Here is a 26,031-nt window from a genome sequence, read left to right as displayed (position 1 = left end):
TTTGTTAACAAGAATAAGCCTTATTGGGTCTATAATAGCTATTTGTACGAACACATATCCGCAAGTTCAAGGGAATGTGAAAAAATATGCATACTATTGTTGTTTATTAAGAATAATAATTTATATTTGTACCCGTATCCGAAGAGTGGATATAATTATTAATGTTAACCTATTTTTGTGTTATGATGAACAAACAGTTGGCTTTTGTTAAAAGCGGACTGGGTTTGGCACTTTGTTTCCTTATGGTCGGTGCGGGTGTAACCCCTCCAATCCATGCGTCTAACGCGAATGTGTCCATCTCCCAGCAAGCTAAGAAAGTTACCGGTACGGTAACTGACGCAAAGGGTGAACCCCTTTTGGGTGTGAATGTTGTAGTAAAAGGTACTACAAACGGTACGATTACCGACCTTGACGGTAAGTATTCCTTGGAAGTTGAGCCCAACTCCATTTTAGTCGTTTCCTACATTGGTTATGTATCTCAGCAAATTCCTGCTTCGGGAGAAGTGGTAAATGTGACTTTGAAAGAAGATACGCAAAACCTAGATGAGGTTGTAGTAGTAGGTTACGGTACGCAGCAGAAGAAGGACATCACTGGTTCTGTGGCGGTAGTCGATACGAAAGAGTTGCTGGCCTCTTCGGGATCTTCTGCTTCTCAGCAGTTGCAAGGTAAGGCAGCCGGTGTGTATGTGGGTGCTTCTGGTGCGCCCGGTTCCCAGACAATGGTTCGTATTCGTGGTATCAATACGATTAATGACAATGGTCCGTTGTATGTTATTGATGGTGTATCTACCCGTAATCAAGATTTGAGCTCCTTGAACCCGAATGACATCGAGAGTATGCAGGTATTGAAGGATGCCTCCTCTGCGGCTATTTATGGTGCGCAGGCTGCGAATGGTGTTATCTTAATCACTACGAAGAAGGGTACTAAATCCGGACAACCTAAATTGACATATGACGGTTATGTTGGTGTTCAGAAAACCGGGAAAAAGTATGATGTATTGAACTCTATGGATCGTTTGAATCTAGAATGGGCAGCAAAAGCAAATAACTATGCTCTGCTAGGTTCTGATGAGAAACCTTCTCACGTGCAATTTGGGACAGGCGATAAACCAATTATCCCTAATTATATGACCCAAGCGGGAGCTGGTGGTCGTCAAGATATTGATCCTAACTCGTATAGCTATCCGGATAACACATTAGCTCCATTCTCTGATACAGATTGGTGGGATGAGATAGACCGTCCTGCTATGATGCAGAATCACCAAATCAGCTTGGCAGGTGGTACAGAGAAAGGAACTTATAATTTGAGTGCGAACTATTTTAAACAAGATGGTACAGTGATTGATACGTATTATCAAAGATACCAAGTACGTGCGAATACTCAATTTAATGTTCGTGATTGGTTACGTGTTGGTGAGAATCTAACTTATTCTTTCACGAAAGATTTAGGACGTACGGCTGAGGCTGCTGAAAGTAATATTTATTCATGGACTTATCGTGCTTCTCCTTTTGTTCCTGTTTATGATATCGCTGGGAATTTCGCTGGTTCAAAATTCGCTGGAACTGGGAATTTCCAAAACCCTGTGGCGATCAAGAAAAGAGAGGTTGGAAACTATTGGACTAATAATCGTATTTTCGGAAACTTGTGGGCTGAGGTCGATTTATACAGAGGTTTGACATTCCGTACTAATTTTGGTATAGATTATACCAATAATTATTCTTATCGCATGGAGAAGAAGAACCTTGAGTTTTCAGAGACTCCGGGTGATAATAACTTGGAAGAGAAGAGTGGCTTCAACTATCGCTGGATGTGGACGAATACGTTGACTTACAATGCCACGTTCAATGATATCCATAAACTGACTGTTTTGTTGGGTACGGAGGCTATTCGCGACGGTTTGGGCCGTGAGATGACAGGTAGACGATATAATTACTTTTACGAGGATAATGTGGATACATGGGTCTTGAATATGGGTGAGAATAACGCTCGTCGTATTGCGGAGTCTAAGTATCAAGGAGAGTTTGCCTTGTTTGGTATGTTTGGTCGTGTAGACTATTCATTTGCGGACAAATATTTGATTACAGGTATTGTGCGTCGTGATGGTGTATCTCGTTTTTCAAAATCAAATCGTTATGGTGTATTCCCTTCCGTATCTTTGGGCTGGCGTATATCCCAAGAGTCATTCATGGATAACACGAGGGATTGGCTGGATGACTTGAAATTGCGTGTGGGTTATGGACAAACAGGAAACTCCGAGATGAATCGTAAGACTAATTATGCGTATGAATATTCAACGGATCCTACTAAAACAAACTATGATATCACTGGTGCTAACAATTCTACGGCTACGGGTTTCCGTTTGCAACGTTATGGAAATGAGGATACGAAATGGGAGGCGACAGAGATGTATAATGTCGGTCTGGATGCCACCTTCTTGAATGGTAAGTTCAGTGCCGGTCTGGAATGGTACTCAAAGAAGACCACGGATATGTTGATCGAGGCTCCTTATTCTGCTTTGGCGGGTGAGTCTGACAAGCCTTATATCAATTTCGGTGATATGAAGAATACCGGTGTAGACTTCAATTTCAATTATCGTGATACAAGAGGAGACTGGAGCTGGGATATCAATATGAACTTGAGCCATTATAAGAATGAGATCACGAAATTATCTTTGGCTGATGACTATGCGATTACGAAAACAGGCGCTCGCTTAGGTGATCCGATCTGTTGGACAACGAAGGGACAGCCCATCTCTATGTTCTACGGTTATAAGCAAGAGGGATTCTATGAGACTCCGGAAGAAGTCATGGCGTTACCTCCTTTAGGACAGACCATCGAGAATTTGGAGGCTGCGAAACGTTGGGTAGGTAAGTTCAAGTTCGCCGATACGAATGGTGATAAGAAACTTAACTCTGAAGACCGTACTTTTATTGGTAATCCGCATCCCGATTTGATCATGGGCTTGAACGCTAGCGTGACATGGAAGAATTGGGACTTCACGATGTTCTGGTATTCTACGATTGGAAATGAGATATTCAATAATACGAAGTACTTTACAGACTTTTGGTTGTTTGAGGGCAATAAGTCCGAGCGTATGCGCGACTTGTCATGGAAACCGGGGGCTGATAACAGTAAAGCTATCTTGCCCGTTCTTGATTATCAAGATGGTTATTCGGGAAATTACTCAAGTTCGTATTATGTTGAGAATGGATCATTCTTACGTCTGAAGAATTTGGTGCTTGGATATACATTCCCGAAGGAATTAATGCAGAAGGCCACGATCTCGAACCTGCGTGTCTATGTGCAGGCCGAGAATATATTGACGATCACCGGTTATTCGGGTCTGGATCCGGAGTTTACGAATGCTAACGTATCCGAGGGTAACGGCTCCGATTTACGAAGAGGTATGGATATGGGAGGATGGCCTACTACGATGCGTTTCTTGTTTGGCGTAAACTTCGCATTCTGATGATGAGCTTTGTTATTGTTAAATCGAAAAAGATTATATTATGAAATATAGATATATAATAACCCTAGGGTTTGCTTCTCTATTGACCTTGGGTTCTTGTGGTGAGGATTTTTTGTATAAATCTCCGCAGGGTAGTATTGACGAGGCGCAGTTGACTACGCCTGATGGAGTAGAGTTGCTGGTTATAAATGCTTATGCGAACCTTACGGAAAACGATTGGGGAGCCAGTCCGTTTAACTGGGCTATGGGTGGCATGTATGGTGGTGATGCCAATAAGGGATCAGACCCCGGCGATCAGTCCGTTTTGAACGAGATGGAGCTATATAACACGGTATCTACAAATAGTTACTTGAACGAAAAGTGGAAGTGGACTTATAAAGGGGTGAAGCGTGTGAATAAGGCTTTGAACGTAATGGATAATGTTGAGGCATTATCTCCGGAAAGGAAAAGTTTACGTACGGCAGAACTGATGTTCTTGCGTGCCATGTTTTATTTCGAGAGCATAAAGGTATTTGGTCCGTTTATCCCGTATTATGATGAGACAGCAACGGATAATAATCCGATGATACATAATGATAAAGACATTTACGAGAACGTACTCGCTGATGTTGATAAGGCAATTGCAGGCCTGCCGGATACGCAAGAAGAGGTCGGACGTATCAATGTATGGGCCGCAAAGGGATTGAAGGCAAAGATGCTTATGCAGAAGGGCGATATGGCCGCCGCCAAGCCTATCTTGAAGGATCTCTTGGACAATGGTAAGACAAATGCGGGTATAAGATTCGGATTGCAAGATAATATGTCTACTAACTGGGATACCAATTTCGATAATAAATCCGCTGAATCTATTTTTGAGCTCCAATTCTCTGTGGATGCTAATGATAATGGCAACTCGGGTATGTCCTTGTGTTATCCGCATAATTCAGGCCCAGGTGGATGTTGTGGATTTTATCAGCCTTCATATGAGTTGGTTAACTCTTATCAGGTTGACGCTAATGGTTTGCCTTATTTGAATGGTGAATACCGTGCGAAACCTTCCGTGACGAATAAAGACGAGGATAAGGTGAGTGTTAATGATAACTCTATCGCTGTAGACCCACGTTTGGATTTCGCTGTAGGACGTTTGGGTATTCCGTATAAAGATTGGGGTCTGCCTGCTACGGACTGGGTACGTAACCCTGTTAACGGTGGTGTGTTCATGCCGAAGAAACACGTATATAGCAAGGCTGAGTCTGACGCAGGGTTGGGAGGAAAAAGCTTCTCCGGTGGTTGGGCACCGGGTTCTGCCATGAATATCCAATATTTGAGTGTACGTGACGCTATGTTGCTTTATGCGGAATGTTTGGCTAATGATGGTGATTTAAGAGGTGCTATGGAGCTAGTGAACAAGATTCGTAAACGTGCTTCATTGGATGTCAATATCGTGAAAGCGGACGGTAAACCTGCCGCTAATTATAAAATCGCTGAGTATCCCTCGTCTCACGCTGCTTTCTCTGATAAGAATACCTGTATCAAGGCTGTTCGTATGGAACGTAAGCTTGAGTTAGCGATGGAAGGACAACGTTGGTTTGACTTGCAACGTTGGGGTGGCGATGTGATGGCTGCGGAGTTGAAGGCTTATATCGATTATGAGAAGAAATACATTCCGAAATTTGCGGGTGCCTCTTATTTGCCTGCAACTAAGACCATGTTCCCCGTTCCGGATGAGCAGATCTTGACCATGGGTAATGACGAGAGCGGCAAACCTTATTTGGTTCAGCCGGATGCTTGGAAATAAAATTAATTAAAAAGCTTTGTATCGAACTATATTTCCTAATAGCAGGAAATAAATCTCTGTTTTACTAAAGTATAGGGTATTTACTGATGAATATCCTATACTTAAATGTCTAAATAATAGTATTATTTGTTTTTAGATCTAATTAATGAACTCATGAAAAAGTTATTATTTGTTTTTATACTACAATTATTCTGTATCGGTGCTTTTTCGCAGACTGTAGATATCATTGGTGAAGATTACGTTGTTGCTGGATCTACACATAGTTATACTGCAAGAACATCAATAATAGATCCTAATTATCTATACAATTGGCAAATTGATGGAGGTTCTCTTATTGGGTGGGGGCAGACCGTTGATGTGAAATGGGATAATACTATTTCTAGTATTAAGAGGATTAGAGTTCATTGCATAGTTCAATATCGCGGAGATCGGACGTGTGATGCTGTATTGTATGTTCATACTTTGAATGGATCTGCGACTATCGTTACAACATCTCCTTTTGGTGAACTTTGTTTAAAGGAACCGGATGTGCTAGGACAGTATTTGCCTAATTTGTGTAGTAATAGTTTGTGACACATACGATGTTAAAGATAAAAGTATAGCATAAGTATCCAATAAAAAAAGACTTGGTAGATTCTCTTTAGTCTTTTATTTATTGATCAAGAACCTTTTTATAAAGGGGGTGGAAAGAATCGTTTTGCTTTTCATCCCTTTTATTCTTTATCGGTTATAATGAAGGGACTGTAATAGTAAACAATAAATACACAAAATTATGAAATGGCTCGGTTTATTTATAAGTATATGCTTTTTTATATTTGCTTGTGTATCTGAATACGAGCCAAGTTCTATAGAGATACGATTAAGCCGTAGCGTAAAAATATTGGATGATTTTGGTGAAGAAGAATCGATAACCGATGCGAACGTCTTTATCGAATGTGACCAAGGATTTACTTTTGAGCCTGTTAGCGTAAGCGAAGAAGGTGTTTATATTTTAAAGGTTGATAAGTTAGAGCCTGCGTATAAATATAGATTATCAATAAATTGGAATGATAAAGAATATAAATCTGAATATTTATCCCCTCTAGATACTCCGGCCATTGATAGTATATCTGTTGAAAGTCCAGCATCGGAAAAAACTGTCTATATTTGTGTCACGACACATGATAATGAGCTTGAACCTACTTATTATAAATGGAGTTATCGGGAAATATGGGAATTTAACGCAGATCTGTTTGCGAACGCCGGATATTTGAATGATAAATTCTATATGTTTGAAAGACATACGTCACAAAATACCTATTATTGCTGGGGAAGGGATAGCTCAAAAGTTATGTTATTGGCGACAACGGATAAGTTGACGGAAAATCTTATATATGAGAAAGAACTAATTGAGATCCCCCGAGACCATGATAAGTTGAAAATCCTTTATTATATAGAAGTTCAGCAGAATCGCATACGGAAAGAGGCTTATGAGTATTTTAAGAATATACAAAGAAATATAGAGCAAACAGGAAGCATCTTTTCTCCTATACCTACCGAGGTGAGGGGTAACATTGTTTGCGTATCCGATCCGAAGGAATGGGTATTAGGTTATGTGGATGTAACCAGTACAACGATTATGAAACGCTTTATGCCGGAGCTAAGAGATTTCTATGAGACTTCTTATGACTGTGCGAAGAATATCTTGACAGGAATGGCACCGGATGGTTATACTTATTATATTTATAGTGGGGCGCCAACTGTTCCTAATCGCTATGCGCCCTTTCGCTGTGTAGATTGTACTTATGATGGCCGAGGTACGAAGAATAAACCTTCTTGGTGGCCTACGGATCATTTATAGGTGTTAATTCTGGAAAAAAGAAGACTTATGAAACAGCTAGGTTTATTTATAAGCATATGTATTTTGATGGGAGCTTGTGTCTCCGAATATGAGCCTAATTACGAGAATCAGCTTGAGGGTCTGCTTGTCGTGGATGGGACGATTACCAGCGGGGAAACGATCATAAAGTTAAGTCGCAGTATTGCTATGTCTGAAAAGTTTTCGGGTAAGGAATACGTGAATAACGCTAAGCTATCCGTGGAGAATGATAAAGGAATTGTCATTTCTAATAGCCAATTAAGGGATAGTGGTGAATATGTAATAAATGTAGGAGAATTGGATGTTTCCTCTAAGTATCGTTTGAATATTATGATTGCGGATGATATTTATCAATCCGAATATTTATCTCCGCTGATCATCCCGGAGATAGATAGTATCTCTTGGCAGAAGAAAGGGGAAGGGGAACCTTTATATATTTGCGTAACCTCACATGATCCTTTGGATCAATCTCCTTATTACCGGTGGACCTATAAAGAAGATTGGGAATTCCACGCCCGGTATAAGGCGAACGCTGCGTACATTCCGGGGAAAGGCATTGTAATGTTCGACTTTAAGACTTCCAATAACCTATATTATTGTTGGGGAAGCGATAGTTCTAAAATCATATTATATTAGGAAGTACGGAAAAGTTGACAGAGAATCTTATCTATCAACATAAGTTGATCGAGATAGAACCCGATCATGATAAGCTCTCATACCTTTATCATATAGATGTCTATCAAGCCTTGGTAAGTAAAGACGCTTATAAGTATCTCTCTAATCTACAGAAAAATATCAGCCAAACGGGGAGCTTGTTCGCCCCGTTGCCTGCGGAATATAAAGGGAATGTGAAATGCGTTACCTGTCCGGGACAGCCCGTTATCGGCTATGTGGATGTCGCCACGATCACTCATCAGTCAATATATCTGCCAACTAGCGATGAACTATATGAGCAGCAAGCATCTAGTTGTTCTGTTATTCCGGCTTCTACGTTTAAAAATCTTTCTGAGGCTTATGCGAGTGGGTTTAATATTTTAAGTTTAGATGTGGCGTACTCCGAGTATAGATGCGTGGATTGTACAAATGGTGGTAGAGGTACAAAGGATAGACCTTCTTGGTGGCCTACGGATCATTATTGATTATTGAGGTGGATATATTTTTTATCATCGTTTCAGGATATCATGGAACGTATCCGTGGCGGGAAATGAGGGCTAGTTCACGTTCGACACGGCGGGCTACAGAACGGATGCTCACGTTGAAGATGCCGGGATCATCTATCTTGATTACTCCGGAAAATGGAGGATATATGCTTGGGATTAGGTATAAAAGTCCGTATTTACCGGACCCAGATGACGCAGAGTAACGCAGATGTCGTTTACTATCAACAAGTCTGCGTTACCCTGCGTCGTCTTCATCCGGTATTTCCCCTAATAACCCCAGTACTTCAAGAGGCACCCTGCGCACCCCGCTATGAGGAGGGTGTAGCCGGAGATACCCAGCCAGTCCGCCCCGGGGAACGGTGGGGAGGAGGGGTGCCGTCGTGGCGGAAGAGCGTCAGCGAGGCGCCGATCGCCGCTAGCGTCACCTCCGTCTCCCGCATGAGGAGGGAGAGGAGGGCTAGCAGGAGAAGGAGCAGCGCCGGTAGCGTCTGTCGTTTCGGGAACAGGGGGATGCTGCGGGAAGATGACCCGGAGGAGCGCCGTGAGGCAACGGAGGATGAGTTCAAGGTATTTCATTTTAGTTGACAGTTGATGATAGGGACGGCATCTGCCCGCCCTTTTGATTAACGATTGATAGTTGCGAGCTGACTTTTCGGCAAAGCTGGACGATCAGCTTACGATAGGCTTCCCGGTTGTCGCCGTTCACCTCGCTGATGTAGGGGCTGTAGGCGATCTCCTTGGCGAAGGCCGTAGGGTTGGCGCTCATGTCGGCCGCCCGGGGATAGGCCGAGCGAAGCAGGCGGCAGTAATCCATGAACGAGCACTTATCGTCCGGGTAGATCCGGAAACGTAGCGAGCGGGGCGACAGCTCCGTCCACCGGCCGGTCCACCATACGTTGGGCAGCCCGTAGGCCGTGATGCCGAAAAAGTTATGATACTCCCGGCAGAGCGTACTCTCGCCCCAACCCGTCTCGATGGCCGCCTGCGCCAAGATCACCACCGGATCGATCCGGAACGCCCGCCCGGCCTCCCCAGCCAGCGGAGCGTATTCACGTATAAAAACAGAAATCTCCATATCACTTAATTTTCAATTTTCAATTCTCAATTTTCAATTCCCTAAATCTCGTCCGGGCTCTCGGAATCGCTCCCGCCACCTCCCGGGGTCACCTCCCCGTTCGAGTACTCGGTGTACTCGCGGAGCTTGGCCGTCAGCTTGAGCGAGGCGCTGGAGAGGTTGCCCGTGGCACGGGCACGGAGGCGTACGCCGGTGATATTGCCTTGCGTGGAGAAATCCTCCGGCGTGACGGCCCCCTTCGAGCGGATGCCCACGCTGAAGATGCCGAGGTCGTCTATCTTCACGTTCTTGCCGTCCATCAGCAGCTCCTTGATACAATTCACCATGTCCTTCAGCATGCCGTGGATGGCGCCGGTGGAGAAGGGGGTGTTGTGGGTGGACATGTGCTCGGCCAAGGCGGCGATATCTACCGTCTCCTCGCATACGGCACGGGCGTACCACTTGTTGAAGGTTGTCACGTTCTTCTCGTTCTTGTTTTGATACTTCTTGTAGCGGATCATAATGTGTTGTTTTTTAATGTTGATACAAAGATACGGCAGGGCATGGGGGCTTTGTCGCTTTGGGTGACTTAGGGTGATTTCGGGTGAATTATTTCTCCGGAAAATGATGGATATATGCCGGAGATTCACTATCTTTAGGATATGGAAACAACATTCAAGATACGAGCGTACGGGCGGATGGAGCTGGCCGAGGTCTACCTGCCCGACCTGCATCCCCGCTCGGCCCACCGCAAGCTGCAACATTGGATAACGATCTATCCCGGCCTGCCCGGTCGCCTCCGCTCGCTGGGTTATCACGAGGGCGAGCGGGTCTATTCGCCCGCCATGGTGCGGGCCATCATCGAGTCGCTCGGCGAGCCGTGAGAGCCGGATGGTATCCGGGTGGAATAGGGGCGCTAAGTCAATGGAAAGCGAGACGGATTCCATTGACTTAGCGACCGTATCTCATTGGTTTCCGAGCCGTGTCTCAATAAAAAGCGCATGGAAATTGTATACCCCAGTAAAATACAGTAGATTTGTATATTATAAAAAGGATGGAAAATGACTATATTTGATGAATATAAGACATATACAGGAGACTCTTCAATCTCTCCCTCCTTGCTTTGGGAGTATGACCTGTCACATTTTGACTGGTGGAAATCCCGGAAGATTGTGGTACAGCGTGTCATTGAAAGAGGATGGTTGAAGGATTTTTATGCCGCATTCAATTTATATGGAGGTATAGAGGGATTCCGGGAAATAATAAAAGAACTCCCAAGCTTATCTCCACGAGACATGAATTTTGTTTGTATTGTCTTTAATCTTGAAAAGGAGGAACTAAAATGTTACACACGGAAGTTGTCTCGGGAAAAACACTTGAACTCCTGAAAAAGCTGGAAGCGGAAAATGCGATGACCCGTTTTAATCTGGCGGGAGGAACTTCTTTAGCCCTGTATTTAGGACATAGGAGAAGTGTGGATTTAGATCTTTTCACTCCGAAACCGTTTGATGCGGCGGAATTGGAGAGATTTCTTATGGATAAATATGGATTCCGTACCGGCTTTATGGAGAGGAACACCTTGAAAGGTTCCATAGACGGAATAAAGATTGACTGCATTACCCACTCTTATGAGTATCTTGAAAAGCCATATATCGAGTACGGTATAAGATTGTACAGCATGCAGGATATTATTGCCATGAAGCTCTCTGCCATCGCCGACGATGGGTCACGGCTAAAGGATTTCATCGACATCGCTTTCCTCTCCACCCGTTTCCCTTTCAATTCCATGTTGGGAATGTATGAGCGTAAATTTCCGGGGGCAAATGTCATCAGGCCCTTCAAGGCCATTACTTATTTTGAGGATATAGATTTCGATGAGGATATCGTTATGCTGAATGGCAAATACGATTGGAGAGCAATTGAGAGGAGATTGGTTGATATGACTAGAAATCAAGATAAGGTCTTTGATTCGTTCCCATTTCCTCTGAAGGGAAAAAGGTCTTGATTTGTAATAGAAAGGATATCCATAACTCTTTTTGAGGAGCTTTATGAGCTTCGCTGAAACATAGCGGGGTGCGCAAGGGTGCGCATCTTTACGTGTTTTCCTAAAACTTTTCTGGTAAATGTAAATTTGTGTCACACTGCTGTGTGTGATACAAATTTATTTATTTCTAAAATGTTTTTCCAACCACTCTTTTTTGCGCACCCCTGCGCACCCCCTGCTTTAAAATGGAAGTTTAGGATTCGCTGTATTGTTTTGGTTATCAGTATGATTCTTTTCATCTTCCTTCTTCGTTCCCTTTTCTTCCGGGGTGCTCAAAAAATTGTCTTTTACCTGTTCCGGAGTGATCTCTACGACCTCAAATAGGCGTTTTCCACGTATTGTCGTGAGCTTAAAACCGTGTTTTTTCAGCACCTTGCTCAACGTAACTATATTAGAACGTGTCGGCGTGATACGTGTAAATACACTTAGTTTCGTCATAATATCGCTCGCCGTAAGATACTGTGGCGTGTCGAAACGCTCCGGTTTGCGGAAATAGGTGAAGAACAACTCCTCCTCGGGGCTTCGCTGGCGGAAGGTCTCGTTGTTCTCGTTGATCTTCCGGATGTCTTCGCCGGAGAACCAGTATTTCTCGCCCCGGCGGAAGAGGGCGAGAGCTTGGGCGTAGATGTCGGCGTGTCGCACGGGCGACTGGTAATCGATCCGTGTGGCCTCGAAGCAGAGGAAGCGGCGAGACTCGTTATCGTCCGGCAGCGATTGCAAGTCGTTCACCGTGGCGGCGAAGGAGGCGTGGCGTATCTGCGTCTCGGCATAGTGTCCGTACGGGCGGCGCAGGTAGATGACCCCGGTGGAGGTGAGCGCCTTGAGGCGGTTCAGATCGGCGTAGCTCTGGCCGGACATCTCGTCGATGACGATCAAGAGGCAGTCCACCATCATCTGTGGGAAACCCTTGCTATACGGATTGACATTGCCCGTGAAAAGATAGTCCCGCAACTCGGGCGGCACGAGGTTCCGCAGCCACGAGGTCTTGCCCAGCCCCTGCCCGCCGGCCAGCAGCAGGATGGTATGGTTTTCCACGCCTAGCTCCATGGATCCGGCCACCCCGGCGATAAGCCAGCGCTTGAGGCAACCCCGCCAGAAGGCGGGCCGGGTGGTGTCCACGGTATCGGCCAGCTGCCCGATCCAGTCCGTCACCCCGTCCCACGGGGCCAGCCCCTCGAAATACGAGCGGAAAGGGTGGAACGTCTCGCTGAAGTCCGACATCAGTATGGCCCGGATGTCGTTATGCGAGCAGTAGTGGCCGTCCTTCAGGAGACTCCGCCAGAGCGAGTTCACCCAGTAGTCGGTCACCGGCTTGAAGACCGGCTTTTGACCGTTCCGCTTTTTCTTCGAGGCCACCTCCACGTACCCCCTCACGGCGTTCTTGCGGGTGAGGAAACGCTCGGATATATAATTCTCCACGGCGACCACGTCCAGCGGGCCCCCGCCCTTTTTCCGGGAGGTGGCGGCGCTCGTCTCGGCGGCGTGCTCCTCCACGTGGCTGTAGGCGCTCTCGATGGCGGCGAGGCGCTCCTCCGCCGGCAAGTCGGCGAAGGCGGTAGCGGCGTAAGCCTCCATCTCGGCCCGCTTCACGCCCAGCCGGTTCGCCCGTGCGGCCATGACGAAGATGAAGTTATTGCGGTTGCCCTCGGCGTAGGCGCCTTTCCGCTCGGCGGTCCGGCGTGCCTTCTCCAGTGGCGAGGCCACCTTCCTTTCCTTCGCCCCGGGAGCCGTCTCGCTAACCTCCTCCTTCCAAGTAAGGGGTAGCGGGGCGAGGCCCTCCGGTAGCTCGCCGGTACCCTCCAGCCAAGAGCGGTAGGCAGGCGAGAGGTATAGGGCGGGATCGTCCGATACGAAGCAAAGCCGCCCGATGTCGCTGCCCGAGGTATCCAGCTCCACGCCGAGCCGGGCGGCGTACCAACGGCTCATGGCTTCATAGACCCTCCGGTGATTACCCGGCGTGGCGGTCTCGTCCGTGGCGGCGTAGGCGATGAGTTTCGCCCCGTCGCCGCTGGGACTGCGGAAATACGCCACGGTGTAGGGCGCTTCCGTGGCGAGCGGGGTGATACGCTCCAGCTCCCGTTCCCCTACGTGGTCGATGTCGAGTACCACCAATTGGTTATAGCGGGTGATGTGAGGGTCGAGGCGTTTCCCGGAGTAGGTGGCCTGTGGGGTGAAAGCGGGCAGTTTTTTCTTTAGTTTGGCGGCCAGTTCCTTATCGCCCGACGCTAGCGCCTCCCGCGTCTCGTCGATGAACTGCTTGTACGTTCCTCTTTGGATGTTTTCCAGTACGCCCGCTAGCGAGGCGTCTCCCTTGTATCGTCCGAAAAGGGCGAATAATGACGTGTTTATCATACTATATTTTTAAGTGATAAAAAAAGAGCCAGTGTCTCTGGCTTGATGGCGCTAAGGTAGGGAGGCGCTTTGGGACGCCTCCCAAGTTTTAACTTTTGTTGTGAAAAACGGGAAGCTTGTTATTCATGCGCTTTCCCGTATTCCTCCTGCGCCGTCGAGAGGATGCTCCGGAAGCTCCTTGGCTCCGGGCAGCCGTTGGGGTGTATCTCGAACACCTCGTCCAGCGCCCGTATCATGGCTTCCCGGTTCGTCTGCCCGTTCACCCGGAACCGTTGGTCATCGAGGATGGGCAGCGTCAGCCGCACGAAGTCTTTCACGGAGCCCGTGTAGATGATCTTCTCCCGTTTAACCAGATCCTCCTCCGGCTGGTAGTCTTTAAACAACTTATGCGCCCCTTTCGCGTCTTTTTTCAAGTCCACCCATGCCTTTTGGGCATTTTCCAAACTATCCAGCAGCTTTCTCACGCTTGTTTCCGCTTCTCGGAAACTGATTTTTTTTCATATATGATTAATTGTTAAAGTTAAAAACGTCGCAAAGGTACATTATCCGCGTGATAATTCCTCGGAAGTTGTTGCTTTGCCGGATATATATGCTTATATTTGTAATTACTCATAAAAACAAAGATCGCTATGATAATAAAGAAGATTCCTTACGGACTGACGGATTTTGAGAGGATTAGGAAAGAGCCGTATTATTATGTGGATAAGACTCATTATATCGAGTGGTTGGAGGAATCTGCCAATTTCTTCTTCTTGATCCGCCCGAGGCGTTTTGGAAAGTCTTTGTTTATCAACATGCTTAGATGGTATTACGATATCTATAGGCGGGATCGTTTCAAGGAAATCTTCGAGGGGCTGTATATCGGTTCGCATCCTACGGCGGAGCAAGGGAAATACCTTGTGCTCGATTTTAATTTCGCCGGCGTGAATCCGGACCCGGATCGATTGCTGGCCTCGTTCAATGATAATTGCTCGATGCGTTTCGATCTTTTCGCCGGGCTTTACGGACATATGTTCAATCCCGGTTTCGCCAGTGAATTGAAAAGACTCAAGAATGCGGACGAGAAATTGAACTACCTGATCGGGCAGGCTACGTTGCTGGATCTTCCGATCTACCTGTTCATCGATGAGTATGATAATTTCACGAACGCCATACTCGCCAATGTGGGGAATGAGCATTACCGTAAATTGACACATGGCACGGGGTTCTTCCGCTATTTCTTTAATAAGCTGAAAGAAGGTGCCACGGGAAACGGACCGATCAAGCGTATGTTCATCACGGGAGTCTCTCCGGTCACCATGGATGACGTGACAAGTGGATTCAATATCGGTGCCAATATGAGCACCGATCCCCGGTTTAACGGGATTATCGGGTTTAGCGAGCGGGAGGTACGTGATATGTTGTCTTATTATAAAGACGTGGATATGCTGGCCGGAGAGGTAGATGAGGTGATCGGCGTGATGAAGCCATGGTACGATAATTACTGTTTCTCGAGAGATTCGCTCCACGAGCCGATGTATAACTCGGATATGGTGCTGTATTTCCTGAATCATTATCTTCCGTTGAAAAAAGTTCCGGAGAACATGATCGATAACAACATCCGTACGGATTATAATAAGCTCCGTCATTTGATTCGCTTGGACAAGAAAATGGGCATGAACGCCTCTATCATCCAAGACATCGTGACGAATGGCGAGACCGTAGGTACCATCAAGACGGCTTTCCCCGCCGAGGATCTGGCAAAACCGGATAATTTTAAGAGCCTGCTCTATTATTTCGGGCTGCTTACCATACGGGGTACTAAATGGGGGAGTACCCTATTGGCGATCCCTAACTTGACGGTTCGTGAGCAGTTGTACTCCTATTTGGTGGAGGCTTACCGGAGCGCCGATTTATTTTCCCTCGAGATGGATCGGCTGGGGATGCTCGTGGCTAGCATGGCCTACGAGGGAAACTGGAAACCTGTCTTTGAGTACTTCGCCTCTGAATTGAAGCGACAAAGCTCTATCCGTGAGTTTATCGAGGGTGAGGCGCACGTAAAGGGCTTTTTGTTGGCTTACTTGGGCTTGACCCGTACTTATATAATTCATCCGGAGTATGAGGCGAATAAGGGATATGCGGACTTCTACATGATGCCCGATTTGTTGCATCAACCGGAGATCGTCTATAGTTATATCGTAGAGGTGAAATATGCCCGTCGTGACGCCTCCACCCCGGAGATAGAATCGCTGAGGACTGAGGCTGCCGGGCAATTGAAACGTTATGCCGAAGATCCTAAAGTGAGAGAGACGAAGGGAAATACGAAACTTCGCCTGATAACACTGATATTTAAAGGCTGGGATTTGGTGGCTTGTGATTGAATGCCTATATTTGGCATGAAACTTTAAATCTGTATCTTATGAGAAAGCTTCTGGGGTTTTTATGCGTATGCGCGTTGGCTATCGCTACGGCTAGGGCACAAGATGCGGTGGATGACTATGTCTCTTCCGCCGCCGGCCAAGCCGTGATCTACCATGGGAAGGAGCAATTAAAATATCCCACCTCGATAAGAAATCACCCCTATTTGAAGAGCGAGAAATACGTACCCGGGGATCTTAGCTTCGAAGGCATTCTCTACAAGGACGTGAAAATGCGCTTAGACCTGTACAAGAATGAGTTATTACTGCTCTCTCCGGACAATCGCTATAATATCGTCTTGCCGAGCGATCGGGTAGACTACGCTGAGTTTCATGGGTACGATATCTTCTACAGGTATCCGGACGAGCGGTCGGGCAACCTGCCGGAAGGCTATTACCTACGGTTGTATGAAGGGAAGTGTACCGTACTGGGGAAATGGTCTTGTATATTATCTAAGACGATAAAAGATATGAAGCTCGATGAATCCTTCGATCAGTCCGTAAAATACTACATCCGGAAGGAGGGCGTTTACTATACCGTGAGGAGCAAGGGCTCCGTGTTGAAGGTCTTCAAGTCCAAGAAAAAGGAGTTAGCCCGGTATATCAAGCGGCGAAAGCTGGATTTCAAGCACGCTCCCGAGGAAGCCATCGTAGCCGTGGTGAGACAGTATGAACAGTTAAACGAGATCCCATGAGAAAGAGCCTATATATCGGTATGGTAATGTGCCTGCTGTCCGGCTGGACGGTGAGGGCGCAGCGGACGGTCGATCTGGATTTCCGGCAAGTAACCTTGAATGTCGTGTTCGACGCTATCGAGCGGCAGACCGGCCAGCCTGTCTACCGGCAACCCTTGGAGACGGACTCCATGGTCGTTAGCGTACACAGTGAGAAGGAAGAGCCCTTGGTGGCGTTGCGGCGTGCGTTGGAGGGGACTCCCTTCCAAGTATCCTCGTATGGCGGCGCCTTCTTTGTATTGAGAGATAACACCTTGATGACCTCCCTGCCCGAGAACTTCTTCCTGCGGGAGAAGCGGAGAGAGGGCGATGGCGACGAGGAAGGCTCCGGTATCTCCCTGATGGCGGGCCGGAAGCAGCAGAAGGCTACCTCGGAGAACAAGGTCTACGAGATCGGCGACGCCTCGGGCAAGGCGGCGGACCGGGTCACGGTGACCGGTAATATCAGCGATTTCAAGACCGGCGAGCCGATGGTGGGCGTGGCCGTGTTCGTGAAGGACCCGATGATCGGGGCTACTACCGACGCTTACGGCTATTATACGCTGCGCCTCCCTCCCGGACGACACGAGCTGTACATACAAGGCATGGGCATGAAGGACACCCGGCGGCAGATCATGCTCCATTCCGACGGCAAGCTGGATATCGAGCTGGAGGAACAGGTCTACACCTTGAAGGAGGTCACGATCTCCTCCGAGAAGATCGCCAACGTGCGGAATACGACGATGGGCGTGGAACGCCTGAAGGTGAAGGATATAAAGAATATCCCGATGGCGTTCGGCGAGGTGGATATCATGAAGGTAGTCATGTCGCTCCCCGGCGTGAAGGCGGTGGGCGAGGCCTCTAGCGGCTTTAACGTGAGGGGCGGGGCGACGGACCAGAACTTGATTCTCTTCAACGACGGGACGGTCTATAACCCGACCCACCTGTTCGGCTTCTTCTCCGTCTTCAACCCCGACGTGGTGAAGGACATGGAGCTGTACAAGAGCAGCATCCCCGCCAAGTATGGCGGACGTATCTCCTCCGTGCTCGACATCAACAGCCGGGAGGGTAACAAGAAGGAGTTCAAGGGATCGGCGAGCATCGGCTTGCTGACCAGCCGCCTTACCTTGGAGGGGCCTCTCTTCTCCGAGAAGACCTCCTTTATCGTGGGCGGACGTACCACTTACTCGGACTGGATCTTGAAGAAACTCCCCGAGAAGAGCGGCTATAAGGATGGCAACGCCGGTTTTTACGACCTGAACGCCACGATTAACCATAAGTTCGACGAGCGGAACAACCTCTATCTGAATGGCTACTATAGCCACGACCGTTTCCGCTTTAACGCGGATGAGCGGTATGCCTACGAGAACGCCAACGCCTCGGTGAAATGGAGGCATATCTTCTCGGATCGTTTCACGGGGGTCCTCACCGCTGGCTACGACCATTATGGCTACAATACCCGTAATACGGATAACCCGGTGAATGCTTATTCCCTCGCTTTCCGTATCGACCAGATGTACGGGAAGATGGACTTCACGCATTACCTAAGCGATAAGCATACGCTGGATTTCGGTGCCAGCTCGCTGTTTTACGACTTGGAGCCGGGGAAATACCTTCCCTATGGAGGGGAGTCGTTGGTGAAGGAGGACCGGATGGAGAAGGAGAAAGCGGTGGAGTCCGCTATCTATGTGGGCGATCGTTGGGATATCACCTCCCAACTCTCCTTGAACGTGGGGGTCCGTTATTCCATGTTTAACGTATTGGGGCCCCGTACCTATAATCTCTATGCCGACGACCAACTGCCTTCCTTGGCTACCGTGACGGGTACGGTGGATAAGACCGGGGCGTTCAAGACTTACCACGGGCCGGAGTTCCGGGTGTCCGCCCGTTATGCCTTTACCGAGGACTTCTCCGTGAAGGCCGGCTTTAATACGATGCGCCAGAATATCCATAAGCTATCCAATACGACGATCATGTCGCCCACGGATACGTGGAAGCTGAGCGACGCCAACATCAAGCCGCAGACGGGTATGCAAGTGGCCGCCGGGCTATACCGGAATTTCTTGAACAATACGATCGAGGTCTCCTTGGAGGGATATTACAAGACGATGAAGGATTACCTAGATTACCGGAACGGCGCCGAGCTGCTGATGAACCACCACATCGAGACGGACGTGCTGAGGACCGAGGGGCGTGCCTATGGCGTGGAGCTGATGGTGAAGAAAACGCAAGGGAAGTTGAACGGCTGGGTAAGCTATACCTACTCTCGCACGCAACTGCGGCAGAACGACCCGATGATCGTCACTCCCGTGAACAAGGGGGATTGGTACGCCGCCGATTTCGATAAGCCGCACGACTTGAAGTTCGTGGGTAACTATAAGTTCACGCATCGTTTCAGCTTCTCGCTGAATTGCGACTATAGCACGGGACGGCCGATCACCTTGCCGGTCTCCAAATATCATTACGGGGGCGGGGAGTTTGTCTACTATTCGGACCGTAATCAATACCGCATCCCGGACTTTTTCCGGATGGACGCCTCGTTCAACATCGAGCCGAGCCACCACCTGACGTTGCTCACGCATAGCACGATCTCTTTCGGAGTCTATAACCTGACGGGGCGAAAGAACGCCTACTCGGTGTATTATATATCGGAGAACGGGAAATTAAAGGGATATAAGATGGCGATATTCGGGGTGCCTATCCCGTTTGTCTCTTATAATATTAAATTTTAGGGGGGAGTTGAGATGAGGAAAGAAGCGAAGATAAAAGATTCTATAAAAGGCTTTCATTGGTGGCTGGGGGCTTTGCTGTTGTTATTGTCCGCCTGTGTCACGGATTACGAGCCGAAGGGCTTGGAGCAGGTACGGGATTTGTTGGTCGTGGATGGTATCATCACGAATGGCGAGACTACGATAAAGCTCCGAAGAAGCGTGGGCCTGACCGACGATTTCACGGAGGATGAGTTCGTGAATAACGCCAAGGTGGTGGTGGAGCGTGAGGATGGAGCTGTTTTCACTTGCGCTAATTCTTCCGGGAAGGGAGAGTATAAGGTGGATATGGGAGAGCTGGACCCGGGTAGCCGGTACCGGCTACATATCTCGCTGGATGGGCTGGAGTATGAGTCGGACTATCTGGGACCGGAGATAACGCCTCCGATCGACTCTCTCTCCTTGCTGAAGAAGGGGCCGGGAGAGGAGGTCCGTCTCTGTGTGTCTACGCATAATGCCCCGGATCGATCCTCTTATTTCCGCTGGATGTATAAGGAGAATTGGGAGGTGAAGGCGGAGATCTTCATGGCTGCCGAGAAAATGGGTAATACGGTCGTAATATATGATTTACTTACATCGAATAATTGGTATTATTGCTGGGGGAAGGACAGCTCGAAGGTGATCTCCCTAGGCAGTTCCGATAGGCTGACGCAGAACGTGATCGCTAACAAAAGTATCGCCTCGTATCATCCCAGCGATCGCCGTTTCTCGATGTTGTATCATGCGGAGGTGGAACAATATGCGTTGCACCGGGAGGCTTACGACTACTATTTTAATTTGCAGAAGAACATAGAGGAGTCTGGTAGCTTGTTTGCCCCTATCCCTTCCGAGATGAAAGGGAATATCCGCTGCGTGACGGACCCGGAGGTTCCGGTGATCGGTTTCGTGGAAGTAGCGACAGTGACTCGCCTCAAGCGTTTCTTTCCGGAGATAGAGAAGGTATATGAGGCCGAGGTTACGGGCTGCGCAAGCACGATCGTACAGGGATCGGAATATGATAATAATCCGGATTATGGATATGTTTCCTATAATCCGATGAATGCGGCGAGTAATACGTATGCGCTGAAACGTTGTATGGATTGCGGCCGTTTTGGTTCGAAACAGAAGCCCTCTTGGTGGCCTACCAGTCATTTATAATTTAGTTGCTATGGAGAAGTCTATGATAAAACAATGTATCTTGTCGCTCCTCTGCCTCTTATGGGCGGGGCAAACGGTTCTCGCAGGGGAATTGCGAGAGCGGGTTTATCTGCAAACGGATAAGCAATTTTATCTGTCGGGCGAGCTTGTATGGATGAAATTCATTGCCACGGATTTGGACCAACGGTTGTCCGACGTGAGCAAGGTCGGGTATGTGGAGCTTCTGGATAGCGCCTCGGCGGTCGTGCAAGCCCGACTCGTGCTGGAGAAGGGGGTAGGGAATGGTTGCCTGCAATTGCCGTCTACCTTGCCGACCGGAAACTATCGGCTGGTGGCCTATACCCGTTATATGCGGAACGAGGGGGAGGAGGTCTTCTTTGAGAAGCCGCTGACGGTGGTGAACACCTTCGTGACGAATGAGGCCCTGCTGACGGATACTTTATTGCCCGCTTACTCTTTTACGAGGCGAGAGGGCCCGGTTTCCGTATCGCCGGACCGTATGACCTATGATACCCGTTCAGGGGGGGAGATCCGGATAAACGGCCTGCCCCCGGATCTACAGACCCTATCGGTCTCTATCGCCGGGATTGACTTGTATAAACCTTCCGCCCGGAGCGGTATCGTTGATTGGAAACAAAGCATGCCTACTACGGGATCATCGCCTGCCGATCGTAAATTCTTGGCGGAATACGAGGGGCCGATCCTGACGGGGAAAGTGATCGATCTGTCTACGGGCGAACCTTCGTCTAAGGAGGCGGTGAGGCCTTTATTGGGCTTTTCCGGGGGGGAGATCCGCCTTTTCGGGGGGCAACTGGGCGCTGCCGGGGAGGTGACTTTCTTTACGAAACACATATCCGGGACGCACGAGATCGTGACGGTGGCTTTATCCCCTTCCTCCTCTCGCTACCGGGTGGACATCGAATCTCCTTACGCTACGCATCCGGAGAAGGAACTTCCCGCCTTGAGATTGAATCCCGCTTGGCAAGATGAGTTGGTGAAGCGGAGCGTGGGGCTACAGGTGTTGCATGCTTACCGGTCTGATTCCTTGGTTCGGGAAAAAGCGGAGAAGCCTTGGTTCCAGTGGCAACCGGATTGGAGTTATCTTTTGGATGAGTACACCCGTTTCACGACGATGGAGGAAGTCGTGATCGAGTTTATCCCCGGCCTCCGCTTCCGTAAGATGGATGGGGTTCGCCGGTTGGCGGTCCTGACCGAGGAGCGGATCGGGTATACGATCGGTAACTCATTGGTTTTATTGGATGGTATCCCTATCACCGATCACGAGATCATTTTTAAGTACGATCCCCTAAAAATCCGGAAGATCGATGTGTATAAAGGTAAGTACGTATTCGGTGGGCAGATATTCGACGGTATCGCCTCCTTCTCCTCTTACGAGCATAATTACCCGGGTCTGGTAGTCGATAACTCCACCCAGTTCTTTGATTATGAGGGCACGCAAGCCCAGCGCATCTTCTATATGCCCGCTTACCGGACAGAGGCCGAGAAGCGATCTCCTGTTCCGGATTTCCGCCATACCTTACTTTGGCGACCCGATATCCGGACAAACGGCGAGTCCTCTATATCCATCCCCTTTACCACCTCTGACCTGACCGGTGATTTCACCATCACCATCGAGGGCCTGACCCAAACCGGCGAGGCCCTCTACGCGACGGAACAATTTCAGGTAAAATAGCGTGCGATATGGATTATTCTATTTATCTTTGTAACCTTACTATGGGAAATTAAATCGGATTGAAGATTATGGGAACATTGGAATTGAAATTATCATTGATACAACGGCTCAGTCTCATAAATGATGATGATTTGTTACATCGTATCAAGAGCTTGATTGATAGGATGGAGGAAAGGCAAGCCCTTCGTTTCTCGCCGGAAGTAAAGGTTGCCATAAAGCATGCGCGAGAAGATATCTCGGAGGGGCGTTTTATTGAAGATGAAGGACTGGATAGATATATGGAGCGATGGGTAAACGAAAGTTGATTTGGTCTCAATCAGCTTTGAATGATATGACCGAAATTTTTGACTATTATAATAAACGTAATAAGAGTAAAACGTACAGCACTAAATTATTAGGAGAGTTTAGGGCGATAATGCGTTTAATCCTTTCTTCTCCTCGTATGGGGATCAAGACAGAGGATGAGAATATCCGTTATGTGCTATCTGGTAACTATGCCTTATTTTATGAAATCAAGTCTTGTACAATAGAGGTCTTGATTGTTTGGGATTGCAGACAAAGTCCCGGGCGGTTGGAGATGTGCATCCGTCAACGTCGTTGATATGAAATAAAAACAATTCAAGATATCCTCATTCTCATCTTAAATCCGTACTTTTGGCGAAAAATCAGATTTAAAGATGAGAAGTTTCGCTAGTGACAACAATTCCGGCGTGCATCCCCGGGTAATGGATGCGATCATCAAGGCAAATGATAATCATGCGGTTGGATATGGTGATGATCCTTGGACAGAGGCCGCTACGAGTAAGATACAAGAAGTGTTCGGCAAGGATGCTTCTCCTTTTTTCGTGTTTAACGGGACGGGGGCGAACTCCGTGGCCCTGCAAGCCGTAACCCGTCCGTTTAATAGCATCCTGTGCGCCGAGACCGCCCATATCAACGTAGACGAATGTGGTGCTCCCGCACGGATGACCGGTTGCGCCATCGTCACGATCCCTACGACGGACGGTAAGCTGACACCGGAATTGATCCGTCCCCATCTGAAGAACTTCGGGGTTTGCCACCATTCGCAACCCAAGGCCGTTTATATCTCCCAAGTATCGGAATTAGGTACGATCTATACGATAGAGGAAGTGAAAGCGATCGCCGATCTCTTACATTCGTACGATATGTATCTGCATATGGACGGAGCACGCTTGGCGAACGCCTGCGCTTACCTGAATTGCACGATGCGCCAAGTGACCGTAGACGCAGGCGTGGATATCTTGAGCTTCGGAGGCACGAAAAACGGTATGATGATGGGAGAGGCCGTGGTCTCGTTCCGCCCGGAGATCACGGAGAACCTGCGATTTTACCGAAAGCAATCCGCTCAGCTAGCCTCGAAGCTACGTTATCTCTCCGCCCAGTTCATCCCTTATCTGGAAAATAACCTCTGGCTGGAGAACGCCATGAAAGCGAATATCAGTGCCGCCAAGCTAGCGGACGTGCTACGACAGTACCCGGAGATTCATTTTACGCAGAAGATCGAGTCCAACCAGCTCTTCTTCACGATCCCTGCCGAGGCGTTGAGAAAGTTGCAAGATAAATATTTCTTCTATATGTGGAACGAGGAGATCAACGAGGCCCGTCTCGTTACCTCTTGGGATACTTCCGGCGAGGATATCGCTGAGTTCGAGCAGTCATTGAAAGAGATATTCGGTTAAGGTATAGATATAAAATGAATATAAACATTAGATCGAATCCTATGAGGAAATGGTTTATTTGGGCGATCGTTATGATCGGATGTTTGCCCATAAATAAGGCATTGGCACAGCAAAGCGGCGATGCCGAGCGGAATACGTTGCGTATCATGAGCTATAATATCCGCAACGGAAGGGGCATGGATGAGGTGACGGACCTCGGGCGTATAGCGGACGCTATATGTAAGGTAGCCCCCGATGTCGTCGCCGTACAGGAGGTAGATAGCGTGACCGGAAGAAGCGGCGGGATCGACGTGCTCCGGACACTGGGAGAACGCACCCTGATGTTCCCTACCTACGCCCCGGCCATCGACTTTGATGGCGGTAAATACGGAGTAGGTATGCTGAGCAAGGAGAAGCCGGTGAGCTACCGCTATATCGCCCTTCCCGGACGGGAGGAGGAACGGGTCTTGCTATGGGTCGAGTTTGAGAGATATATCTTCTGCTGCACGCACCTTTCCTTGACGCCGGAAGACCGGATGCTTTCCTTGCCGATCCTTCGGCGGGAAGCCGCTTTCGCGCATAAGCCCCTGTTTATCGCCGGGGATTGGAACGCTACGGCGCATTCCCCCTTTATCACGGAAATCAGCAAGGATTTTCTACTGTTGAGCAATCCTAAACAGGCTACATTCCCGGCTTTCACGCCGGATAGCTGTTTGGACTATATAGCGGGTTATGTAAAGAATGGACAGCCCTTTACCCGTTTGTCCGCATGGGTTCCCGAAGAGGCGGTGGCATCGGATCATCGCCCGGTCGTAACGGAGGTTCGCTTGAAGGCCAGGCCGGAAGAGATCTTTTATGCGGCGCCCTATCTGCAAAATCCTACGGAGGGCGGCATAACGGTGATGTGGCAGACCCATGTCCCTACGTATAGTTGGGTAGAATACGGTACGGACACGCTGAACCTGAAAAAGGCTCGCACCATCGTGGACGGTCAAGTGATATGCAACGGCTTGCATAATAAGATTCGGCTGACGGACCTACGACCGGGGCAAACCTATTACTACCGGGTATGCTCGCAGGAAATCATGCTTTACCAAGCCTATAAGAAAGAGTTTGGCGAGACGGCGGTATCCCCGTTCTACACTTTCAAGGTCCCTTCCGCATCCCAAAAGGATTTCACGGCCTTGATCTTTAACGACCTGCATAAGCATATCCCGACCCTAGACGCCTTATACGGGCAAGTGCGTGATATCCCTTATGATTTCGTGGTATTTAACGGGGATTGTATAGACGATCCCGCCAATGAGAAAGAAGCTTTGTATCATTTGGCTTATTTATGCGGGAAGGTGGGCGCCAGTCATGTACCCGCTTTCTTCCTTAGAGGCAACCACGAGATACGCAACGCTTACTCGATCGGCCTGCGTGCCTTGTTTGACTATGTGGGCGATAAGACGTATGGGGCGTTCAACTGGGGAGATACCCGTTTCGTCATGCTGGATTGCGGCGAGGATAAACCGGATAGCACATGGGTGTATTATGGCCTGAACGATTTCACCGGTCTCCGGAAAGATCAAGTGAGTTTCCTCTCGAAAGAATTGAACGGCAAGGAGTTTAAGCAAGCCTCGAAGCGGGTTTTATTGAACCATATCCCTATCTACGGAAACGGGGATGCCTATGAGCCTTGTCCGGAGCTTTGGGGAAGCCTGTTGGCGAAAGCCCCTTTCAACGTGAATATATCCGCCCATACGCATCAATACGCCTTCCACCCGAAAGGCTCGTTGGGAAACAACTTCCCGGTGATCGTAGGCGGGGGGTATAAGCTCGATTCGGCTACGGTGATGGTATTGCGGAAGAAAGGAGACGAGATGAGTGTACAAGTGTTGAACGCAAAAGGGGAGACCTTATTAGACTTGAAATTATAAGAGACAGG

Annotated in this window: 23 protein-coding genes; 19 read left to right on the top strand and 4 right to left on the bottom strand. The window is 48.4% G+C overall.

Annotated elements, in window-relative coordinates; all coding sequences use genetic code 11:
* The first annotated feature begins 182 nt into the window (after positions 1–182).
* The 7 genes from NBH16_RS00705 to NBH16_RS00675 all read left to right on the top strand — a co-directional run bounded on the left by NBH16_RS00705 (position 183) and on the right by NBH16_RS00675 (position 8,850).
* Positions 183–3,470 carry a SusC/RagA family TonB-linked outer membrane protein gene (locus NBH16_RS00705; RefSeq protein ID WP_121960898.1) on the top strand — a complete coding sequence of 1,096 codons (3,288 nt, stop codon included), beginning with the start codon at positions 183–185 and terminating at the stop codon, positions 3,468–3,470.
* A 40-nt stretch (positions 3,471–3,510) separates the two neighbouring features.
* Positions 3,511–5,247 carry a RagB/SusD family nutrient uptake outer membrane protein gene (locus NBH16_RS00700; protein WP_121960885.1) on the top strand — a complete coding sequence of 579 codons (1,737 nt, stop codon included), beginning with the start codon at positions 3,511–3,513 and terminating at the stop codon, positions 5,245–5,247.
* Between the two features lie 153 nt (positions 5,248–5,400).
* Positions 5,401–5,820, top strand: coding sequence for a hypothetical protein (locus NBH16_RS00695; protein ID WP_129984379.1), 420 nt, complete (start codon positions 5,401–5,403; stop codon positions 5,818–5,820).
* Positions 5,821–6,019: 199 nt separating this feature from the next.
* The gene (locus NBH16_RS00690) at positions 6,020–7,087 is read left to right on the top strand and encodes a DUF4249 domain-containing protein (protein ID WP_227793768.1); all 1,068 of its coding nucleotides are present in this window, start codon (positions 6,020–6,022) and stop codon (positions 7,085–7,087) included.
* Between the two features lie 27 nt (positions 7,088–7,114).
* A complete protein-coding gene (locus tag NBH16_RS00685; protein ID WP_121960882.1) occupies positions 7,115–7,741 on the top strand; it encodes a DUF4249 domain-containing protein in 627 nt (208 codons plus the stop codon).
* A gap of 14 nt (positions 7,742–7,755) precedes the next feature.
* The gene (locus NBH16_RS00680) at positions 7,756–8,244 is read left to right on the top strand and encodes a DUF4249 family protein (RefSeq protein WP_227793767.1); all 489 of its coding nucleotides are present in this window, start codon (positions 7,756–7,758) and stop codon (positions 8,242–8,244) included.
* Positions 8,245–8,400: 156 nt separating this feature from the next.
* On the top strand, positions 8,401–8,850 hold the full coding sequence (locus tag NBH16_RS00675; RefSeq protein WP_227793766.1) for a hypothetical protein: 450 nt from the start codon (positions 8,401–8,403) through the stop codon (positions 8,848–8,850).
* Here NBH16_RS00675 and NBH16_RS00670 read toward each other — a convergent pair.
* Both NBH16_RS00670 and NBH16_RS00665 read right to left on the bottom strand, forming a co-directional pair.
* A complete protein-coding gene (locus NBH16_RS00670; protein WP_227793765.1) occupies positions 8,843–9,340 on the bottom strand; it encodes a glucosaminidase domain-containing protein in 498 nt (165 codons plus the stop codon). The two genes, NBH16_RS00675 and NBH16_RS00670, sit on opposite strands and share 8 nt — an antisense overlap.
* A gap of 41 nt (positions 9,341–9,381) precedes the next feature.
* Positions 9,382–9,840, bottom strand: coding sequence for an HU family DNA-binding protein (locus NBH16_RS00665; protein ID WP_005868064.1), 459 nt, complete (start codon positions 9,838–9,840; stop codon positions 9,382–9,384).
* A 141-nt stretch (positions 9,841–9,981) separates the two neighbouring features.
* Here NBH16_RS00665 and NBH16_RS00660 point away from each other — a divergent pair, with 141 nt between their 5' ends.
* From NBH16_RS00660 to NBH16_RS00650, 3 genes are all read left to right on the top strand, one after another.
* Positions 9,982–10,203: a DUF4248 domain-containing protein gene (locus NBH16_RS00660; protein WP_034527414.1), complete on the top strand. Its 222-nt coding sequence runs from the start codon at positions 9,982–9,984 to the stop codon at positions 10,201–10,203.
* Between the two features lie 177 nt (positions 10,204–10,380).
* Positions 10,381–10,707, top strand: coding sequence for a DUF6922 domain-containing protein (locus NBH16_RS00655; RefSeq protein WP_005868066.1), 327 nt, complete (start codon positions 10,381–10,383; stop codon positions 10,705–10,707).
* The gene (locus tag NBH16_RS00650; protein WP_005868067.1) at positions 10,662–11,324 is read left to right on the top strand and encodes a nucleotidyl transferase AbiEii/AbiGii toxin family protein; all 663 of its coding nucleotides are present in this window, start codon (positions 10,662–10,664) and stop codon (positions 11,322–11,324) included. Before NBH16_RS00655 ends, NBH16_RS00650 begins: the two co-directional genes overlap by 46 nt.
* A 219-nt stretch (positions 11,325–11,543) precedes the next feature.
* Here the strand turns inward: NBH16_RS00650 and NBH16_RS00645 are convergent, their stop codons facing one another.
* Positions 11,544–13,715 carry a virulence-associated E family protein gene (locus NBH16_RS00645; protein ID WP_250787940.1) on the bottom strand — a complete coding sequence of 724 codons (2,172 nt, stop codon included), beginning with the start codon at positions 13,713–13,715 and terminating at the stop codon, positions 11,544–11,546.
* A 119-nt stretch (positions 13,716–13,834) separates the two neighbouring features.
* A complete protein-coding gene (locus NBH16_RS00640; RefSeq protein ID WP_005855952.1) occupies positions 13,835–14,179 on the bottom strand; it encodes a hypothetical protein in 345 nt (114 codons plus the stop codon).
* Between the two features lie 165 nt (positions 14,180–14,344).
* Here NBH16_RS00640 and NBH16_RS00635 point away from each other — a divergent pair, with 165 nt between their 5' ends.
* From NBH16_RS00635 to NBH16_RS00595, 9 genes are all read left to right on the top strand, one after another.
* Entirely contained in the window at positions 14,345–16,075 is a 1,731-nt protein-coding gene (locus NBH16_RS00635) for a PD-(D/E)XK nuclease domain-containing ATP-binding protein (protein WP_121960878.1), read from the top strand.
* 38 nt (positions 16,076–16,113) lie between these two features.
* Positions 16,114–16,806, top strand: a complete 693-nt coding sequence (locus NBH16_RS00630; protein ID WP_121960877.1) for a hypothetical protein — start codon at positions 16,114–16,116, stop codon at positions 16,804–16,806.
* A complete protein-coding gene (locus tag NBH16_RS00625; protein WP_250787939.1) occupies positions 16,803–19,556 on the top strand; it encodes a TonB-dependent receptor in 2,754 nt (917 codons plus the stop codon). Before NBH16_RS00630 ends, NBH16_RS00625 begins: the two co-directional genes overlap by 4 nt.
* A 12-nt stretch (positions 19,557–19,568) precedes the next feature.
* Positions 19,569–20,729, top strand: a complete 1,161-nt coding sequence (locus NBH16_RS00620) for a DUF4249 domain-containing protein (RefSeq protein ID WP_008780321.1) — start codon at positions 19,569–19,571, stop codon at positions 20,727–20,729.
* A gap of 10 nt (positions 20,730–20,739) precedes the next feature.
* On the top strand, positions 20,740–22,422 hold the full coding sequence (locus tag NBH16_RS00615; RefSeq protein WP_044545586.1) for a hypothetical protein: 1,683 nt from the start codon (positions 20,740–20,742) through the stop codon (positions 22,420–22,422).
* 68 nt (positions 22,423–22,490) lie between these two features.
* Entirely contained in the window at positions 22,491–22,727 is a 237-nt protein-coding gene (locus NBH16_RS00610) for a hypothetical protein (protein WP_005868073.1), read from the top strand.
* A complete protein-coding gene (locus tag NBH16_RS00605) occupies positions 22,709–23,023 on the top strand; it encodes a type II toxin-antitoxin system RelE/ParE family toxin (protein ID WP_008778261.1) in 315 nt (104 codons plus the stop codon). The genes NBH16_RS00610 and NBH16_RS00605 overlap by 19 nt, the downstream gene beginning before the upstream one ends.
* 76 nt (positions 23,024–23,099) lie before the next feature.
* Positions 23,100–24,122 carry a threonine aldolase family protein gene (locus NBH16_RS00600; protein WP_005868076.1) on the top strand — a complete coding sequence of 341 codons (1,023 nt, stop codon included), beginning with the start codon at positions 23,100–23,102 and terminating at the stop codon, positions 24,120–24,122.
* 14 nt (positions 24,123–24,136) lie between these two features.
* Complete coding sequence (locus tag NBH16_RS00595; RefSeq protein WP_048928282.1) at positions 24,137–26,023, top strand: endonuclease/exonuclease/phosphatase family protein; 1,887 nt, start codon at positions 24,137–24,139, stop codon at positions 26,021–26,023.
* Positions 26,024–26,031 lie beyond the last annotated feature (8 nt).

It is taken from the genome of Parabacteroides sp. Y3-G-102 (assembly GCF_023656845.1).
Taxonomy (GTDB): Bacteria; Bacteroidota; Bacteroidia; order Bacteroidales; family Tannerellaceae; genus Parabacteroides; species Parabacteroides distasonis.
This window is presented reverse-complemented; position numbering and strand designations above follow the sequence as displayed.

Excerpts from the sequence above, each read along its gene's own strand:
- NBH16_RS00605 (WP_008778261.1), top strand. The coding sequence starts at position 22,709 with ATGGGTAAACGAAAGTTGATTTGGTCTCAATCAGCTTTGAATGATATG.
- NBH16_RS00655 (WP_005868066.1), top strand. The coding sequence starts at position 10,381 with ATGACTATATTTGATGAATATAAGACATATACAGGAGACTCTTCAATC.
- NBH16_RS00705 (WP_121960898.1), top strand. The coding sequence starts at position 183 with ATGATGAACAAACAGTTGGCTTTTGTTAAAAGCGGACTGGGTTTGGCA.
- NBH16_RS00700 (WP_121960885.1), top strand. The coding sequence starts at position 3,511 with ATGAAATATAGATATATAATAACCCTAGGGTTTGCTTCTCTATTGACC.
- NBH16_RS00665 (WP_005868064.1), bottom strand. The coding sequence starts at position 9,840 with ATGATCCGCTACAAGAAGTATCAAAACAAGAACGAGAAGAACGTGACA.
- NBH16_RS00620 (WP_008780321.1), top strand. The coding sequence starts at position 19,569 with ATGAGGAAAGAAGCGAAGATAAAAGATTCTATAAAAGGCTTTCATTGG.
- NBH16_RS00625 (WP_250787939.1), top strand. The coding sequence starts at position 16,803 with ATGAGAAAGAGCCTATATATCGGTATGGTAATGTGCCTGCTGTCCGGC.
- NBH16_RS00615 (WP_044545586.1), top strand. The coding sequence starts at position 20,740 with ATGGAGAAGTCTATGATAAAACAATGTATCTTGTCGCTCCTCTGCCTC.
- NBH16_RS00635 (WP_121960878.1), top strand. The coding sequence starts at position 14,345 with ATGATAATAAAGAAGATTCCTTACGGACTGACGGATTTTGAGAGGATT.
- NBH16_RS00610 (WP_005868073.1), top strand. The coding sequence starts at position 22,491 with ATGGGAACATTGGAATTGAAATTATCATTGATACAACGGCTCAGTCTC.
- NBH16_RS00645 (WP_250787940.1), bottom strand. The coding sequence starts at position 13,715 with ATGATAAACACGTCATTATTCGCCCTTTTCGGACGATACAAGGGAGAC.
- NBH16_RS00670 (WP_227793765.1), bottom strand. The coding sequence starts at position 9,340 with ATGGAGATTTCTGTTTTTATACGTGAATACGCTCCGCTGGCTGGGGAG.
- NBH16_RS00660 (WP_034527414.1), top strand. The coding sequence starts at position 9,982 with ATGGAAACAACATTCAAGATACGAGCGTACGGGCGGATGGAGCTGGCC.
- NBH16_RS00675 (WP_227793766.1), top strand. The coding sequence starts at position 8,401 with ATGGAGGATATATGCTTGGGATTAGGTATAAAAGTCCGTATTTACCGG.
- NBH16_RS00695 (WP_129984379.1), top strand. The coding sequence starts at position 5,401 with ATGAAAAAGTTATTATTTGTTTTTATACTACAATTATTCTGTATCGGT.
- NBH16_RS00600 (WP_005868076.1), top strand. The coding sequence starts at position 23,100 with ATGAGAAGTTTCGCTAGTGACAACAATTCCGGCGTGCATCCCCGGGTA.
- NBH16_RS00690 (WP_227793768.1), top strand. The coding sequence starts at position 6,020 with ATGAAATGGCTCGGTTTATTTATAAGTATATGCTTTTTTATATTTGCT.
- NBH16_RS00650 (WP_005868067.1), top strand. The coding sequence starts at position 10,662 with ATGTTACACACGGAAGTTGTCTCGGGAAAAACACTTGAACTCCTGAAA.
- NBH16_RS00630 (WP_121960877.1), top strand. The coding sequence starts at position 16,114 with ATGAGAAAGCTTCTGGGGTTTTTATGCGTATGCGCGTTGGCTATCGCT.
- NBH16_RS00685 (WP_121960882.1), top strand. The coding sequence starts at position 7,115 with ATGAAACAGCTAGGTTTATTTATAAGCATATGTATTTTGATGGGAGCT.
- NBH16_RS00595 (WP_048928282.1), top strand. The coding sequence starts at position 24,137 with ATGAATATAAACATTAGATCGAATCCTATGAGGAAATGGTTTATTTGG.